The organism is Pseudarthrobacter sp. PS3-L1, from assembly GCF_030063285.1.
In the GTDB taxonomy this organism is placed as follows: Bacteria; Actinomycetota; Actinomycetes; order Actinomycetales; family Micrococcaceae; genus Arthrobacter.
The window spans coordinates 921776-937804 of the sequence record NZ_JASISU010000001.1; the positions used below are offsets into that span (position 1 = coordinate 921776).

General features: G+C 62.2%; 15 protein-coding genes and 2 tRNA genes. 11 read left to right on the plus strand and 6 right to left on the minus strand.

What is annotated here, in order from left to right; translation table 11 throughout:
* Window positions 1-47: 47 nt before the first annotated feature.
* Together QMG79_RS04175 and QMG79_RS04180 are read left to right on the plus strand one after the other, a co-directional pair.
* Window positions 48-1433 carry a glycine--tRNA ligase gene (locus tag QMG79_RS04175; protein ID WP_283537283.1) on the plus strand — a complete coding sequence of 462 codons (1386 nt, stop codon included), beginning with the start codon at window positions 48-50 and terminating at the stop codon, window positions 1431-1433.
* Between the two features lie 2 nt (window positions 1434-1435).
* Entirely contained in the window at window positions 1436-2458 is a 1023-nt protein-coding gene (locus QMG79_RS04180) for a GNAT family N-acetyltransferase (protein ID WP_283537284.1), read from the plus strand.
* A 70-nt stretch (window positions 2459-2528) separates the two neighbouring features.
* Here QMG79_RS04180 and QMG79_RS04185 read toward each other — a convergent pair whose 3' ends face one another.
* Genes QMG79_RS04185 through QMG79_RS04195 form a run of 3 tightly spaced genes read right to left on the minus strand, consistent with a single transcriptional unit; the run spans window position 2529 to window position 4960 of the window.
* On the minus strand, window positions 2529-3359 hold the full coding sequence (locus QMG79_RS04185) for a lysophospholipid acyltransferase family protein (protein WP_283537285.1): 831 nt from the start codon (window positions 3357-3359) through the stop codon (window positions 2529-2531).
* Between the two features lie 39 nt (window positions 3360-3398).
* Window positions 3399-4199, minus strand: coding sequence for a DUF1295 domain-containing protein (locus QMG79_RS04190; protein WP_283537286.1), 801 nt, complete (start codon window positions 4197-4199; stop codon window positions 3399-3401).
* Window positions 4196-4960 carry an alpha/beta hydrolase gene (locus QMG79_RS04195; protein WP_283537287.1) on the minus strand — a complete coding sequence of 255 codons (765 nt, stop codon included), beginning with the start codon at window positions 4958-4960 and terminating at the stop codon, window positions 4196-4198. Before QMG79_RS04195 ends, QMG79_RS04190 begins: the two co-directional genes overlap by 4 nt.
* An 83-nt stretch (window positions 4961-5043) precedes the next feature.
* Here QMG79_RS04195 and QMG79_RS04200 point away from each other — a divergent pair, with 83 nt between their 5' ends.
* The 6 genes from QMG79_RS04200 (at window position 5044) to QMG79_RS04225 (ending at window position 11310) form a co-directional block, all read left to right on the plus strand.
* The gene (locus tag QMG79_RS04200; protein WP_283537288.1) at window positions 5044-6483 is read left to right on the plus strand and encodes a YibE/F family protein; all 1440 of its coding nucleotides are present in this window, start codon (window positions 5044-5046) and stop codon (window positions 6481-6483) included.
* A gap of 84 nt (window positions 6484-6567) precedes the next feature.
* On the plus strand, window positions 6568-7746 hold the full coding sequence (dusB, locus tag QMG79_RS04205) for a tRNA dihydrouridine synthase DusB (RefSeq protein ID WP_283537289.1): 1179 nt from the start codon (window positions 6568-6570) through the stop codon (window positions 7744-7746).
* A gap of 16 nt (window positions 7747-7762) precedes the next feature.
* The gene (locus QMG79_RS04210) at window positions 7763-9034 is read left to right on the plus strand and encodes a deoxyguanosinetriphosphate triphosphohydrolase (RefSeq protein ID WP_283537371.1); all 1272 of its coding nucleotides are present in this window, start codon (window positions 7763-7765) and stop codon (window positions 9032-9034) included.
* Between the two features lie 38 nt (window positions 9035-9072).
* On the plus strand, window positions 9073-10971 hold the full coding sequence (gene dnaG, locus QMG79_RS04215; RefSeq protein ID WP_283537290.1) for a DNA primase: 1899 nt from the start codon (window positions 9073-9075) through the stop codon (window positions 10969-10971).
* 62 nt (window positions 10972-11033) lie between these two features.
* Window positions 11034-11109: transfer RNA gene (locus QMG79_RS04220), tRNA-Asn, on the plus strand.
* A 128-nt stretch (window positions 11110-11237) separates the two neighbouring features.
* Window positions 11238-11310, plus strand: a tRNA-Asn gene (locus QMG79_RS04225).
* Window positions 11311-11391: 81 nt separating this feature from the next.
* Here QMG79_RS04225 and QMG79_RS04230 read toward each other — a convergent pair.
* The 3 genes from QMG79_RS04230 to QMG79_RS04240 form a co-directional block, all read right to left on the minus strand.
* A complete protein-coding gene (locus tag QMG79_RS04230; protein ID WP_283537291.1) occupies window positions 11392-11799 on the minus strand; it encodes a hypothetical protein in 408 nt (135 codons plus the stop codon).
* 64 nt (window positions 11800-11863) lie between these two features.
* A complete protein-coding gene (locus tag QMG79_RS04235; RefSeq protein ID WP_283537292.1) occupies window positions 11864-12049 on the minus strand; it encodes a hypothetical protein in 186 nt (61 codons plus the stop codon).
* Between the two features lie 33 nt (window positions 12050-12082).
* On the minus strand, window positions 12083-13306 hold the full coding sequence (locus QMG79_RS04240; protein ID WP_283537293.1) for a multidrug effflux MFS transporter: 1224 nt from the start codon (window positions 13304-13306) through the stop codon (window positions 12083-12085).
* A 177-nt stretch (window positions 13307-13483) separates the two neighbouring features.
* Between QMG79_RS04240 and QMG79_RS04245 the strand changes: the two genes are divergently transcribed.
* From QMG79_RS04245 to QMG79_RS04255, 3 genes are all read left to right on the plus strand, one after another.
* Window positions 13484-14344, plus strand: a complete 861-nt coding sequence (locus QMG79_RS04245) for a phage holin family protein (RefSeq protein WP_283537294.1) — start codon at window positions 13484-13486, stop codon at window positions 14342-14344.
* Between the two features lie 87 nt (window positions 14345-14431).
* The gene (locus QMG79_RS04250; RefSeq protein ID WP_283537295.1) at window positions 14432-15058 is read left to right on the plus strand and encodes a CDP-alcohol phosphatidyltransferase family protein; all 627 of its coding nucleotides are present in this window, start codon (window positions 14432-14434) and stop codon (window positions 15056-15058) included.
* The gene (locus QMG79_RS04255) at window positions 15058-15963 is read left to right on the plus strand and encodes a DMT family transporter (protein WP_283537296.1); all 906 of its coding nucleotides are present in this window, start codon (window positions 15058-15060) and stop codon (window positions 15961-15963) included. The genes QMG79_RS04250 and QMG79_RS04255 overlap by 1 nt, the downstream gene beginning before the upstream one ends.
* Window positions 15964-16029: the final 66 nt, after the last annotated feature.

Below are 16029 nucleotides of genomic sequence, written 5' to 3' on the forward strand. Positions count from 1 at the left end.
CACAGCGCGGACCGCACCCAGCGGCCCGGTAGATCATTGGAGTACCCATGGCAGCAAAATCCGTTCTTGACCAGGTCATTTCCCTCTCGAAGAGGCGGGGATTCGTTTTCCAGGCTGGTGAAATCTACGGAGGCTCGCGTTCTGCCTGGGACTACGGACCCCTGGGAGCCGAACTCAAAGAAAACATCAAGCGCCAGTGGTGGCAGTCCATGGTCCGCGGCCGTGAAGACGTTGTGGGACTCGACTCATCAGTCATCCTGCCCCGCCAGGTCTGGGAAGCATCCGGCCACGTGGATGTCTTCTCCGATCCCCTGGTGGAGTGCATGTCGTGCCACAAGCGTTACCGTGCTGACCACCTGGAGGAAGAGTACGCGGAGAAGAAAGGCCGGCCAGCAGAGAACGGGCTGAAGGACATTGCCTGCGCCAACTGCGGTACCCGCGGCGAATGGACCGAGCCGCAGGAGTTCTCCGGGCTGCTCAAGACATTCCTGGGGCCCGTTGCCAGCGAAGAAGGCATGCACTACCTGCGCCCAGAGACTGCGCAGGGCATCTTCGTGAACTTCAACAACGTCCTCACCACTGCCCGGAAAAAGCCACCGTTTGGCATCGGGCAGATCGGCAAATCCTTCAGGAACGAGATCACACCGGGAAACTTCATTTTCCGTACGCGTGAATTCGAGCAGATGGAAATGGAGTTCTTTGTCGAACCGGGCACCGATGAAGAGTGGCATCAGTACTGGATGACGGAACGCATGTCCTGGTACACCGGCCTGGGCATCAAGGAAGAGAACCTGCGCTTCTTTGAGCACCCGCTTGAAAAGCTCAGCCACTACTCCAAGGGCACCACCGACATTGAATACAGGTTTGGCTTCACGGGGTCCGAGTGGGGAGAGCTGGAGGGCGTTGCCAACCGGACGGACTTTGACCTGAGCACGCATTCCAAGGCCTCCGGCACGGACCTCAGCTATTTTAACCAGGCGACAAACGAACGCTACACGCCCTATGTCATTGAGCCTGCTGCGGGCCTGACCCGCTCGTTCATGGCTTTCCTCATTGATGCCTACACCGAAGACGAGGCTCCCAACTCCAAGGGCGGCGTCGACGTCCGTACAGTCCTGAAGCTGGATCCGCGGCTTGCGCCCATGAAAGCCGCCGTGCTGCCGCTGAGCCGCAACGAGTCACTCTCGCCCAAAGCCAAGGAACTGGCCGCGCAGCTGCGCAAAAACTGGAATATCGACTTCGATGATGCCGGGGCAATCGGCAGGCGTTACCGTCGCCAGGATGAGATCGGTACGCCGTTCTGTATCACAGTGGACTTCGAGACCCTCGAGGACCAGGCCGTCACCATCCGCGAACGCGACACCATGAGCCAGGAGCGCGTCTCCCTGGACAAGGTGGAGGGCTACCTGGCCGCACGGCTGATTGGAGCCTGAGCATGGCCATTTCCTACCGCGCATGGCGTGACGGCGATGACCTTGAACTGCTGGCCATCTGGGGCGACCCGGACAATTACCAGGCCAGGTACTTCCGCAGTGCCCTGGCCGTCTCCTCCGCTGGCACACCGGGAGCGCCCTGGCGACGCTGCATTGTTGCCGAGGACGTTGTTGACGGCATTGCCGTTGCGGTCGGGGCAGGTGTCGTCTATGAGGCAAGCCTGCACACCGAACGGCTCTGGGCCTACATCGAGGTGGCGCGCGATCATCGCCGCTCCGGCATCGGCAGCACGTTGCTGCGGATGCTGCGAGCGGAGGCCAGCGATTCGCCGTCGGGAGTCACCAGGCTTCGCGCCAAGGTGATTGGCGAAACTCCCGGAGCAGCCTTTGCAGCGTTCGCTGGACTGGCACCGATCCAACGGTCCCGTCTGGTGGTGGTTCAACCGGCAGCCCTGAGCCTGCCTGTCTTCGGTTCTTCCGACGGTGCCACCGGGCAGGGCGAGGATGCCGGCTCCGACATTGTCATGGACCTGGCTACCGGCTCTGTTGAACTGACGGATGTGGTGGGCAGGTATTACAGCTCGATCCACAGCTGGGACTCGCCGGGAGTGATTTCTATGGGCCAGGTACAGCGGCAGTTCCTTGACGACCTCACGGGTGCCCATGGCGCCCTGGTCCTGCGGGCGCGTCCGGCGTCAGCGTTCGGCGCCGGCGTGGCGCCCTCCCGCAAGGGCAGGATCCGCGCGTTTGCGATCAGCTATGCAGAGGCAGCAGATCCGCAGGCTGCCGAAGAAGACTCCGGTCCGGAGCGCCCTACGGATGTTTTTGTCGGGCATGAACCTGACCTTGATCCCACAGACGCAGCAGAAGCCGTCCGCGACATGCTCTCGCTCCTCGCCTACCAGCATCCCGTGATGGTGGAAATGGATGACTCAATGACGGCGTTGCGTGCCGCCATCGAGCCCCTCCTGGCTGGCGGCAAGGCAACGCTGGCTGCGCCGGACACGCTCATTGTCGCCGAGTAGCCCAACGAGGAAGGAAGCGCCACCTCTCGGTGTCAGCCTTCAAAACTGCTGGTAGCGCTCCTCCTCCGGGTCAGGGGGTGGGGGCCTGGGAACCGCGCCGCCGGCCCCGTGCCGCATCCTGGGCATCCAGGGTGCGGCGTTCGTCCTCGGAGGGGGCGCTGCCGCCACTGTCCGCAGGCATCCACCAGGCGCCCGGGGACACGTCCATCGGGAAATCAGCAGTGGCCCGGTCAATGCCCTGCTGGAGGATGCTGCGCAACCGCTCGGTTTCAGGCTCGATGGCGGCATCAGGGGCGTACCTGAGGGTCTCTCCGACGTGGACACGCACTGGTGCCCGCCAGGCTCTCCGGATCGAGAAGCCGTGCCCACGGGTGAGCAGGCGGTGCGCACCCCACACTGAGACAGGAATGACGGGCACCCCTGCCTCTGCGGCCATGCGGACCGCGCCGGTGCGGCATTCGCGTACCTTGAAGCTGCGGCTCACCCCGGCTTCGGGCAGGATTGCCAGGTATTCTCCCGCCTTCAGTTTTGCGACGGCCTGGTCATAGGCCAGGGACCGATCGTTGTAGCCAACCACCACGTGTCCGGACGCGCTCACTGCTGGGCCGGCAATCCAGTGATCCGCCGCGCCCTGATGGACCATAAAGCGCAACTGGGCCCTGGTTTTTTTCCACAGCACCAGCTCCGCCACGGCAAAGTCCAGGTAGCCGAAGTGGGTGATCGCAATGATGGCACCCTGCCCCGGCACAGGCATGCGGGAAGGCCCCGACGACGGTGTGGCAGGTGGGAGCCGATCCTCGCCCGTAACGATGAACCGGACGCCGAAGACCCGGCGCAGTGACTGGCCGGTCCTGACAATCATCCGGTAAAAGCGGTCATTGGAGGCTGGTCGCCAGGCCATGGATTCTCCTGAGGTGCGGGAAGGGTGGGGCATGGAAGGTCAGTTTTTCCTGGGCGGGAGGGGGAAGAAACCGCTGGTGCGTGCAACGTATTCCTTGTGTCCGGGCCGGCCGGACATTGCCTTTTCGGTCAGCGGTTTTCCTGTGCGGCTGGAGAGCGCCCAGATCATCAGTGCGGGGGACAGGACGGTGAGGATGCCGGGCCAGGAATCGGCCGCGACCAAGAAAAGGCCTGTCCACACTGCTGCGTCGCCAAAGTAGTTTGGATGCCGGGTATAGCGCCACAGGCCTGTGTCCAGCACTTTGCCCCGGTTGGTGCTGTCTTTCTTGAAGACGGCGAGTTGGCGGTCTCCGACCGCCTCGAAATAAAGTCCCACGCCCCAGGCGAAGACTCCCAGCCAGGCGATGAAACCAACGGCTCCCGTCGCGAACATGCCCACCTGGAGGGTGAGGGAGACAAACAGCATGGTCAGCCCCTGGGGCAGGTAGACCTTGCCCAAGGCATAGACATTGCGGGATCCTGTGGCCGGCTCCAGCATGGCCGTGTACCGCGGATCCTCGTGGCCGTCCCGGGCGCGCCAGGCGATATGGAGACCAAGCCGCAGGCCCCAGGCCGCTGTAAGGATGAGGAGCAGCCAGCGACGCAACTCATCTCCTGCTCCTGCGGAGGAAATGAAGGATGTTGCGGCGATGACCACAAAGCCAAGTCCCCAGGCAATGTCCATGACGGAGTGCCTGCCCTGCCGCACTGCCACTGCATAGGTGATGACAAGGACAACCACGACGGCCACAACGGACCAGACAAAGCCGACCATGAACTCGGGTAGAGGGAAGTTGCTCACAGGCTTACTTCTCCAGCCGAGGTCGGGAAAGTCTCCTGCAGCGTCGTTGAGGTTGGAACGGCTACCCCGGTTTTGGCAGCAAAGGCCGCCAGCACAGAATCGGTGGCGAGGGAGTGCCACAGCCCCACGCGGCTGAGCATGAAGTGCCCGGCTCCCTCAAGGGAGACATAGCGCATGGCAGCGGCATTACCTGCTGCCCGGCGGGAATAGGCCAGCGATTCGCTGGGGCTTGTCCACTTGTCGGTAGTGCCGTGGACAATGAGGACCTTGCGCCCTGTTGTCCGTTCCGCGGGGGTTTCCCCGCTGACCCACGGCGCCAGTGCCACCACGGCGTCCACCGCTGGATCGTCTGCGGCGCACAGGGCAGTCAGGCCGCCCATGGAGTGGCCCAGCAGGAAGATGGGGACCCCCGGGTGCTTTTCGTGAATCTGGGCAAGTGCCCACCGGGCATCGCGCAGGGGGGACATGTCCGCACCGTTCCAGCCGCGGACGCTGTTACGCAGCCGCCAAACGGCCAGGCCTAGGCTGCTTCCCTCGCGGTGGAGCCTGTGTGCAAAAGGGACCATCCGGGCCGGGCTCAGGTGCCGTGCCTGGACGGGTTCGGTGCTTTTGGATCGCCCTCCATGGAGGACCAGGACCACGCCCCGGGTGGAGCCCTGTGCTGCCTGCACTGTGAGGTGGGGGCGGTGCGCGAAGGGAGCTTCCGGGAACGGAAAGCCATACTCCGATCTCCTGTTGTCTTCGGTCTTTCCCTCTGCCATGGTGGCCCTCCCTGATCCTGACGGTGAATTCACCAAGCCTATGGTGCCCCACGTAGAGTTTCCTGCATGAGGTCTTACTGCTGATGGGCGCCGGTCACTCACACACCCATGACGGTACTTCGGAGCCCACTGCCCAAGCGATTGCCGCACGGCGCAGGGCAAACCGGATCCTTGCCGTGATCCTGATCCCGCTGACGCTGCTGACACTCGCTGCGATGGCCATGATGTGGCCCTCGGGCGACCGGGAGTCCATCACGCTTGCCAGTCCATACTCTGCAGCGCCGGGCGTCACTTTCGACACCGGGACCATCCAGCGGGTCGTCACCGAGCCGTGTACGCAGGGAACGCCAGCCACCACCGACGGCACAGCTGAACGTCCCTCTGGAACAGAATGCATGTTCGCCTATACCGAGCCGGATGTTGGCGGGAGCCCTGTAAAAGTGGTGATCAATCCGGACGTGGCCCGCACAGGAGAAGTGAACGCTGGTGACAGCATCCGCTACCTGAACCTCACAACTGCCCAGGGTGCCAGCGGCGCCCAAGGTGCACCCAGCTACATTTTTGTGGACTTCATCCGCACCCTGCCCATCGCATTGCTGGCTGTCCTGTACGCCGTCGTGGTCATTGCCGTGGCGCGGTGGCGGGGATTCCGGGCGCTGATTGGGTTGGTGGGGGCATATTTTGTGTTGGTTTCCTTCATGCTGCCCGGGCTGGTGGAGGGCAAGCCACCGTTGTTGCTGGCCCTGGTGGGCTCCACGGTGATCATGGTGGGCGTGCTGTACTTTGCCCACGGCTTCTCGGCCCGCACCTCAACGGCGCTGCTGGGGACCATGTTTGGGCTGGCCATCACCGCGCTCCTGGCCGCATGGGCCACCGATGCCGCGAATCTGGTCGGAACGGGCAGCGAGAATGCGGTGACGCTGGGGAACATGTCGAGCAACATTTCGATTTCCGGCATCATCCTGTGTGGGTTGATCATCTCAGGCCTGGGCGTGCTCAACGACGTCACCATTACACAGTCGTCCGCTGTGTGGGAACTCTACGAGTTGGCGCCAGGAACTAGCGCCCGGAAGCTGTTCACTGCGGCGATGCGCATTGGGCGCGATCACATTGCCTCCACTGTCTACACCATCGCTTTTGCCTACGCCGGAGCGGCGCTGCCCACCCTCATTATCGTGATGCTCTACGACAGGCCCCTGGGCGAGGCGCTGACCAGTTCGGAGCTTTCCGAGGAAGTCATCCGGACCCTGGTGGGCTCTGTCGGGCTGGTCCTGGCCATCCCGGTGACCACCCTGATTGCCGTCCTGGTGGTCAAGGCCACCGGTATCCGGGGCGCTCAACTGTCCGACGGCGGACCGGCTACCCCCGCGCTGGTGCCCGCCGCGCTGGCGGCTGGATCGCTGCCTGGCGGTCCCGCCGTCGTCGGGGTTCCCGCCCAGGGTGCTGATCAACGGGGCCAGGCGGGGCCAGACGTGGCGGGTGGGCAGCCCACGCGCCGTGGGAGGCGGGCTGACCGGGGCTAGGCAGGAAGGGGGCCCGGGGAACGGCAGGACCTTCGTTTCCACACCCGCCTTCGCCGATTTGCCCGACTTTGCGATAATGGAGGGGTGACTGTTACTGCAACTCCTCCTGCCCCCAAGCTGGAACTTCCGCCCCTGAAGCTTGGCCCCATCACCGTGGACACCCCGGTGATCCTGGCGCCCATGGCGGGCATCACCAATTCCGCCTTCCGGCGCCTCTGCCGAGAGTACGGTGGTGGACTCTATGTGGCCGAAATGGTGACGTCCCGCGCACTGGTGGAACGGACCCCCGAATCCCTGCGGATCATCTCGCACGACGACGACGAAAAAGTCCGGTCGGTACAGCTCTACGGTGTGGATCCCGTAACAGTTGGCCAGGCTGTGCGGATGCTCGTCGAGGAGGATCGCGCCGATCACATCGATCTCAACTTTGGCTGCCCGGTGCCCAAGGTGACCCGCCGTGGCGGAGGCGCAGCCCTGCCCTGGAAGATTGACCTCTTCACCTCCATTGTCCAGACAGCAGTGCGGGAGGCAGCCCACGGCAACGTTCCCCTGACCATCAAGATGCGCAAGGGAATCGACGATGACCACCTAACGTACCTGGAAGCAGGACGTATTGCCCGTGACTCAGGGGTAGCAGCGGTTGCCCTGCATGGCCGTACCGCTGCCCAGTTCTATTCGGGCCAGGCTGATTGGGCGGCCATTGCCCGGCTTCGGGAGACCCTGCCGGATATTCCCGTCCTGGGCAACGGTGATATCTGGTCCGCTGAAGATGCTGTGCGGATGGTGCGCGAGACAGGTGTTGACGGCGTGGTGGTCGGCCGCGGCTGCCAAGGCAGGCCGTGGCTTTTCGGCGACCTGCAGGCAGCCTTCGAGGGCAGTGATACTCGGCACCGGCCAGGCCTGAAAGAAGTTGCCAAAGGTGTCTACCGCCATGCGCAGCTGATGGTGGAAACCTTCGATGATGAGTACAAGGCACTGCGGGAAATCCGTAAGCACATGGCCTGGTATTTCAAGGGGTACGTGGTGGGCAGCGAGCTCCGAACCAAGCTTGCCAGCGTCACCACCCTTGAGGTCCTGCAGGGTTACCTTGACCAGCTGGACACGGATTCGCCCTACCCGGGCTCTGACGCGGAGGGCCCCCGTGGGCGTGCAGGCTCGCCCAAGCAGCCTGCGCTGCCCAAGGACTGGCTGCTGGACCGTCATCTGAATACCGCCCAGTCCAAGGACATTTCCGCGGCGGAACTGGATGTTTCGGGTGGTTGAGGTGGCCCGCAGTGAGATGACGCCCGTGGTGGCTGGTTATGAGCCCCGCGATTCTGCCCGATGGGTGGAAGAACCGCCAAAGACGACCTACCGCTCCGACTTTGAACGCGACCGGGCCCGGGTGCTGCACTCCTCGGCGCTTCGACGGCTCGGTGCCAAGACCCAGGTGGTGGCACCGGATACAGACGATTTTGTCCGGACTCGGCTCACACACAGCCTTGAAGTTGCCCAGGTGGGCCGGGAACTGGGGCGGACGCTGGGCTGCGACCCTGACGTGGTCGACACTGCCTGCCTAAGCCATGATCTGGGGCACCCGCCCTTTGGCCATAATGGGGAATCCGCACTCAACGAGATGGCACACGCAATCGGCGGGTTCGAGGGGAACGCGCAGACCCTGCGCCTCCTGACCAGGCTCGAGCCCAAGGTCCTGGACGCTGGCGGTAAGCCCGCAGGCCTGAACCTGACCCGCGCCAGCCTAGATGCCGCGGCGAAATACCCGTGGTCCGCCGTCGACGCTCCCGTGGTGCATGGGGCTCGCACCAGCAAATTTGGTGTCTATGAGGATGACCTGCCCATCTTCGAATGGTTGCGTGCAGGAGCCCCCAGCCAGCGCACGTGCCTTGAAGCCCAGGTGATGGACCTGGCTGATGATATTTCCTACTCCGTCCACGACGTTGAAGACGCTATTGTGGCCGGTCACTTCCAGCTTGGTTGGATGAGCAACCCCGACCACCGCGCCAGGGTAGTAGGCTACGCACGCCAGTGGTACCTGCCGCACAACGATCCCGCCGCTATCGACGCAGCTCTCGCACGGCTTGAGGCTACCGACGTCTGGGTCCGGGAAGCAGACGGCAGCCGTAAATCCATGGGCGCCCTGAAAAACATGACCAGCCAGTTGATTGGCAGGTTCTGCCAGAGCGCCCTGGAAACGACAAGGAACATTTACGGCCCAGCAAACCTCACTCGATACAACGCGGAACTGGTGGTGCCGGATGAGACGGTGATGGAAATCGCTGTCATGAAGGGCCTGGCAACAACGTTCGTCATGACCACCGAACACCGGCAGCCCATCTACGAGCGCCAGCGCGAGGTTCTCCATGCGCTTGTCACTACGCTCAATGCCACTGGAGACAGGCACCTTGAGCCGATGTTCGCCGCTGACTGGCGGGACGCCGCCGACGACGCGGATAGGTTGCGCGTGGTGGTTGACCAGATTGCATCACTGACGGATGGTTCCGCACTGGCCATGTACGAGCGACTTGTGGGCAGTCTTCCATCACTCTGGTAGCAACGGGAAGTACCCCGGTACGGGACTAGGATGGTGTTGTGGCTGGACTGATCAAACGCGAAGATATTGACGAGGTCCGCCAACGCACGGACATCAAAGAGGTCATTGACGGTTATGTCACCCTCAAGGGTGCAGGACTGGGCAGCTTCAAGGGGCTCTGTCCATTCCACGATGAGCGCTCGCCCTCATTCACCGTGCGGCCCCAAGTGGGCAGGTACCACTGTTTTGGGTGTGGTGAGGACGGCGACGCCATCTCCTTCATTCAGAAGCAGGACCACTCAACATTCCACGAGGCAGTCGAGAAGCTTGCGGCCAGGATTGGTTTTGAACTCCGTTACGAGGACGGCGGCTCGGGCCCCAACCGCGAAGAAGTGGGCAAGCGCCAGCGGCTCCTTGACGCACATAAGATTGCTGGCGAATTTTTCCGTGCCCAACTCTTGACTGCTGAGGCCGGGACTGGCCGCACCTTCCTGCAGGAACGCGGTTTCGACCGCGCAGCTGCTGAGCAATTCGGCGTGGGGTACGCACCGCAGGGCTGGGACTCGCTGCTCAAGCACTTGCGGGACCGTGGCTTCACGGATCCTGAACTGAAGCTGACGGGTATGTTCTCCGAAGGTGGCCGTGGCATTTACGACAGGTTCAGGGGACGGCTTATCTGGCCCATCCGTGACATTGCCGGGGACACCATTGGTTTCGGTGCCCGTAAGCTCTACGAGGATGACCAGGGCCCCAAATACCTGAATACCCCGGAGACCACGCTGTACAAGAAGTCCCAGGTGCTCTATGGAATTGACCTGGCAAAGCGCAGCATTGCCAAAGAACGCCAGCTTGTGGTGGTGGAGGGCTACACCGACGTGATGGCGTGCCATCTTGCCGGTGTCACTACGGCCGTTGCCACGTGCGGTACCGCTTTTGGAACCGACCACATCAAGGTTTCCCGCCGCCTCTTGTCCGACGACGGCTCGGGGGGAGAAGTAGTTTTTACCTTTGACGGCGATGCTGCCGGCCAGAAGGCTGCCCTGCGGGCGTTCGAGGAAGACCACCGGTTTATTGCACAGACCTATGTCGCGGTGGAGGCCTCCGGGGCCGACCCCTGCGAGCTTCGCATCGCCAAGGGGGATGCAGCGGTGCGGGAGCTCATCAGCTCCAGGCGTCCGCTGTTTGAGTTCGCCATTCGCGCCTCCCTGAAACGTCACGACCTGGACACTGTGGAGGGACGGATCGCCGCGTTGCGCGAAGCTGCACCCGTCGTGGCCCAGATCCGCGACGCCGGGATCCGCCCCGCCTACACCAGGGAGTTGGCTGGCTGGCTGGGAATGGCCATGGAGGAGGTTAGCCGGGCCGTATCTACCGCAACCCGGCGGCAAGGTTCCCAGGACGCTGCCGGGAGCCGTCATGGTTCTGGACAGGCATTGGGCTCTCGCTCACCAGCGGAGAACGGGATGTCGGCACCGGCCTTTGGCCGCCCGGATTCCAGGGATCCGGTAGCAGGCATGGAGCGCCAGGCGTTGGAGGTTGTCCTGCAGGAACCTGCCGTCCTGTCGGGTCCCACCTGGGAGCGGTTCGATGCGGTTCGGTTCGCCACCCCTGCCTACCAGGCTATCCACGATGCCATCCGGGCTTCAGGTCCGGGCCTGACCGGAGATCCCGTCAGGTGGGTTGACCAGGTCATGCAGGAAGTCCCGGAACCGTTGCGGTCCCTGGTGTCCGAACTGGCAGTGGTGCCACTTCCGGCAAGCACCGCAGAGGCCGTCCAGAAGTATTGCCGGGATATTTTGGCAGGGCTGTTCGAGTTGCAGATCACCCGGGTCAAGGCTGACAAAATGGGGCAGTTGCAGCGGCTCGATTCGAGAGCGGATCCGGATGAATTCCAGCGGCTCAACCGAGAACTGATGCAACTTGAGATGGATCGGCGGGCCCTTCGCTCGGATGCCTGACGTGCGGGCCCGGGCGATTTCTGTTAGACCGGGAATCTTTGCTAGGCTAATACCCGCCTCATTCCTCCTTAGCTCAATTGGCAGAGCATTCGACTGTTAATCGAAGGGTTGCTGGTTCAAGTCCAGCAGGAGGAGCCAGAGCTCCACGAAAACCCCGTCCTCATTGTGAGGGCGGGGTTTTTGCATACCTGGGAGGGGTATGTTGAGGCCTGTCCAGCCGATTTCCCATGGGGCCTGTTCCTTTGCTAAAGTCGTAGCTGCTTCATTCCTCCTTAGCTCAATTGGCAGAGCATTCGACTGTTAATCGAAGGGTTGCTGGTTCAAGTCCAGCAGGAGGAGCCCAAAGGCAAAGGCCCCGGTCCGTCAGGATCGGGGCCTTTGCTGTTTCTTGCATCAGGAGGGCCGCCACTGACGGGTGGCTTAGACGTAGTCCATCTCCACCTGGAGGAAGCGTTCGGCGGCGGCCGTTGCGGCGTCGAACGCTTCTCGCTGGGTTGGTGAGGCTGTGGGGTCGCGGGGGAACCATTCGTGCGGCGCCGACTGGACACGAAGCACCCCACCCCCAGGCGGTGCATAAAAAATACCGAATCGCTGGACTGGCCATTCCGGAGACGTCTCCGGAGCTACGAGCAAGGCCGCATCGAACGCTGGATTGAACCACTGGGCAATGGGCCTTCGGCGGTCGCCTGCGAACAACCCGGCAGCATAGAGAGCCGCAGACTGGTGGCCTGCCTGGGCGCACAGGCGTTCCCACCACAGGGGAAGGATGTGTGCGTCGCATCGTTGCCAGGCAGCGGGGACTGGCTTTGGATCCTGGCGTCGGGCCATGCACGCAGTTTATCGCCAGTGCACCGTGCATGGCATGGTATGGCGACGAGCATTGTTGTGACGGTCAGGGTCGCTTGCGGGGACCGGGATTAACGCGAAAGAGCAACGCAGCGCCGGCCAGCGCCCCCAGGATGATTCCGAACGGCAGTGCGCTGCCTCCACGCGTCAGCCAGAACCCCACGGCGGCGCCGAGAATCGCGCCGATGAAGAGTCCGCGCCGGTTGCGGTTGAGTCTTTTCTTCTGGTCCACGATGTTCCTTCAGTGCGCTTGACGGTGATCAAGTCAGTGGATGGATGGGACGGTCCGGGGGCGCACCAGGAACCACAGGGCTGCCGCAGCCCCTGCGATACAAGCGGCCTGGACAGCGCCCATGGGGGTCGCTGACGTAATGCCAATCCAGCCAGCTACGGGGGAGATGATACCCGCGAGCATGAAGGTTGCAGCACCCAGGAGGGATGCTGCCGTACCTGCCTGGGCGCCATGCCGGCTCAGCGCCAGGACCTGCACGCAGGGGAAAGTGAAACCTGTGCCCAGGATGTAGAACCAGAGCGGCACCATGACGCCCCAGAGGCCAAAGCCCAACTGGTCGAACAGGACTATCAGGAGCGCCATAAGAATCATCCATGACGTTGAGAAAGCCAGTATCCACTGTGGCCCCACGCGCTTGATGAGGCGGGAACTGGTCTGCACTCCTGCCACGATGCCCAGCGAATTGATGCCAAACAGGAGCCCGTACTGCTGGGGCGTGAAACCGTAGATGTCCTGGAAGAGAAATGGAGAGGAAGAAAGATACGTGAAAAGGCCTGCGACGTTCATTCCGCCTACCAGGAGCAGCCCCACGAAGATCCGGTCAGCAAACAGTGCCCTGTACCTGCTGGCCATGGTCAGTTCAGAGCTGTGGCGCAGTTCCGGCGGCAGTGTCTCCCTGATCAGGAAGAAGGCAGCGATGAGCACCAGGGAGCCATAGGCTGCGAGGAAAACGAATATGCCAGGCCACGGCGTGATGAGCAGGAGTTGGGAACCAATCACCGGGGCCAGGATTGGCGCCAGGCCATTCACCAGTGCCATGCGGGAAAACATGCGGACCATGGCATAGCCGGAAAACAGGTCGCGCACCATGGCCATGGCCACAACGCTGCCACCAGCTGCGCCAATGCCCATAAGCACCCGGAAGATCCCCAACGATACGATCTCCGTTGAGAGTGCAGCACCAATCGATGCGCCGATATGCAGGACAGTCGCCAGGATCAGCGGGAGCCGCCTGCCGAACTTGTCGCTGAGGGGTCCCACAATGAGTTGTCCCAGCGCAAACCCCACAGTGGTTCCTGTCAGCGTCAGCTGGACCGCCGCCTCCGTAACCCCCAGGCTCTCTTCGAGGGCCGGAAATGCCGGAAGGTAGAGGTCAATGGTGAACGGACCCAGTGCGGTCAGTGCACCGAGCATCAGGATGTACAGGATTTTGCGGCGTCTGCTTAGGGCGTCGCCGGGATTTGTGGGGATGGTCACGAACAACAATCCTAGGCCCACAGCAGCTGGACCTGCAGCGTTGGAGGGAATATCAGAGGCTGCGCGTGAAGGTAGCCAGGACGCGCAATGATAGCTTTGTGACGAACACTATCAAGCACTACCTGCCCGACAGCGCACCCGGGGCAGGACAACCATGACATCAGTTAGGCGGATCCGATGAGCGGACGTCACAGTGGCCGTGAAAACCGCGGCCTGCGGATTACGGCCCTCCCAGGGACCTTTCGCTTGATCATGCGGTTGGCTCCGCGCCAACTCCACGATGAGATCGCCTTCGCGAAAATTGAGCTCAAGCGTAAGGGCGTCCAGCTGGGCGTCGCCGCCGCGTTCTTCGTTGTTGCGCTTGTGTTTGTCCTTCTCCTTGTCATCGGACTCGTTGTAGCCGCCATCATGGGTCTTGCCACCCTCATGCCGGCATGGCTTGCTGCACTTCTGGTCTCGGCCCTCTTCCTGGTGCTTGCTGGGGTGGGCGCGCTGATTGGGTACGTGAAACTCAAGAAAGCCCTGCCACTGGTCCCCGAGGAAACACTTCGCGGCATCAAGCATGACCTGGGTATTGCGCAGAAGGGTTCCGAGTACGACCCCGCGCTGCTTGATCCATCCAGTGCAGCTGCGAAAGCTGCGAAAAAGGCCAAGGACGAGGCAAAAGCGAAAGCCAAAGCCGAAAAAGAGGCAAAGGACAAGGAACAGGACAGTGGGCTCAAGCTCCCCGTGGCCACCGGTCCGGAACTTGGCCGGCGCCTGACCCAGCGTCGTGAGCACCTCACCGAGGTGCGGGATGACCTCGGCGAAGAGCTCGACGTCAAGGCACAGGCCGAGATTGCCGTCGCTGCTGCAAAGCGCGGCCTAGCAAAGGGTCAGGTGGTGCTGGACGACGGCAAGGACCGCGTGGTGGGGGTCCTTGCCGACGTCGCTGGGCCGGACTCCGAGCTTCGCGCACGCTGGAAGCCTCTTTCTGCGCTTGTTGCCTCTGCGAGTGTGCTGGTTGTGCTGATCCGTAGGCTGATCAAAAGCTCCTGACAACCGACTGTCCCTGGTGCCTATCACTGGTTCCGTGGGCTCCACAATGACCGGCGCGGGCCGGCCGCAAAGAAAATGGGAACTCGGATGAAGTTCATCGGTGCCGGTGCCCGTCCCGGACAACCGGAGGTTGAGCATGAAGTGGTCTTCACGGTGCCCAACGCCCTTACGGTCCTGCGTTTCATGGGTGTTCCACTTTTCATGTGGCTTGTCCTGGCGCAAGAGCAATATGGCCTCGGAGTTGTAGTTCTGGCTGTGATGGCCAGCACTGACTGGGTGGATGGCTACGTGGCCCGGCGGTTCAACCAGGCATCCCATTTGGGGCGGGTCATGGATCCCATCGCTGACAGGCTCGCTCTGATAGCAGTTGCCGTCACCCTGGCCATCGCAGGTATTGTCAGCTGGCTCTACCTGGCGGCGCTGTTGGTTCCGGATGCTGTCCTGTTTGTCATGACGCTCTCCTACTTCCGGGGGCATCCAGATTTGCCAGTGAGCTCAATCGGCAAGATCCGAACCGGTCTGCTGCTGCTTGGAACCCCCATGCTTGTGTTGTCCAAACTTGATGTTCCTTTTGCCGGTGGACTTTTCGTAGCTTCCTGGATTGTCCTGGGGCTGGGCCTTGTGGGGCACTGGATTGCCGCCTACAACTATCTTTGGGCCATTATCCGGAAGGGGCCCACTGCCTCGTCCCGGTCCACAGGACGGGTTCACTGATGGTCTTGCTTGCAGTCCTCCTTGCCGTCCTTGGCGCTTTTTGCCTGGCGTTTGGGGCACAGCGCCAGGGGAGTGCCGTCAAGGCGGATACCGGGGGACTGGCCCTGAACAGTACAGGCCTGCTGAGGCTGCTGCGTAACCCGCGCTGGGTCTTTGGACTTTTCCTTCTTGCGATCGGGATGTGCATGAATGCGGTGGCGCTCGTCTCGGCGCCGCTGACGGTGGTCCAGCCAATTGGCGCCATCGCGCTGGTGATCACCACCGTCGTTAATGCCAAGGACCAGGGAATCAAGATCAACAGGCCCACGGTGGTGGCCATTACTGCCTGTGTCACAGGCTCGGCGCTTTTTGTTCTCCTGGCCGTTACAGTCACCCAAGAAAACCACCGAGTGGATGTGGAGAGCGAACTGACGATCGTTCTGCTGCTTGCCGTCGTGGTGGGTATTTTCGGCTCGCTCGCCGCCATGTTCAAACACCGGATGAACGCTTTTGTCTATATTCTCGGTGCCGGCATCCTTTTTGGCTTTGTCGCCGTGCTGACCAGGATCATTGGAAAGCAGCTGCTTGATCCGAATGGTGCGTTCCTGCTGAATGTTCAGTGGTATTCGATTGTCGCAATCGTGGCGGCCGGAGTTCTTGGCTCATGGTTTGTCCAGAGTGCGTACTCAGGTGGGCCGCCGGATCTGGTCATTGCTGGCCTGACGGTAATTGATCCTATTGTGGGCATTGCCATCGGCATCATCATTTTGGATGAACTCAAACCTGATGTCCACGCCGTGATGGCAATTGGCATGGCTGGCGCCGCTGTCATTGCTATCGTTGGGGTGATCGTCCTTTCGAGGCACCACCCTGAGGTGACCAAGCGGAAAAAAGAAGCACGCAAAGCGGCTGGGCGGTCCAAGTAGACAGATGATTCATCGATGGACCGGCGTGCCTGCCGCAGTCCACCGGATGCGGGCCCCACCAGCGCC

Bases quoted from the DNA above. Each gene is read 5' to 3' on its own strand.
- QMG79_RS04175 (WP_283537283.1), top strand. From the start codon at position 48: ATGGCAGCAAAATCCGTTCTTGACCAGGTCATTTCCCTCTCGAAGAGG.
- QMG79_RS04180 (WP_283537284.1), top strand. From the start codon at position 1,436: ATGGCCATTTCCTACCGCGCATGGCGTGACGGCGATGACCTTGAACTG.
- QMG79_RS04185 (WP_283537285.1), bottom strand. From the start codon at position 3,359: ATGGCCTGGCGACCAGCCTCCAATGACCGCTTTTACCGGATGATTGTC.
- QMG79_RS04195 (WP_283537287.1), bottom strand. From the start codon at position 4,960: ATGGCAGAGGGAAAGACCGAAGACAACAGGAGATCGGAGTATGGCTTT.
- QMG79_RS04200 (WP_283537288.1), top strand. From the start codon at position 5,044: ATGGGCGCCGGTCACTCACACACCCATGACGGTACTTCGGAGCCCACT.
- QMG79_RS04210 (WP_283537371.1), top strand. From the start codon at position 7,763: ATGACGCCCGTGGTGGCTGGTTATGAGCCCCGCGATTCTGCCCGATGG.
- QMG79_RS04230 (WP_283537291.1), bottom strand. From the start codon at position 11,799: ATGGCCCGACGCCAGGATCCAAAGCCAGTCCCCGCTGCCTGGCAACGA.
- QMG79_RS04245 (WP_283537294.1), top strand. From the start codon at position 13,484: ATGAGCGGACGTCACAGTGGCCGTGAAAACCGCGGCCTGCGGATTACG.
- QMG79_RS04250 (WP_283537295.1), top strand. From the start codon at position 14,432: ATGAAGTTCATCGGTGCCGGTGCCCGTCCCGGACAACCGGAGGTTGAG.
- QMG79_RS04255 (WP_283537296.1), top strand. From the start codon at position 15,058: ATGGTCTTGCTTGCAGTCCTCCTTGCCGTCCTTGGCGCTTTTTGCCTG.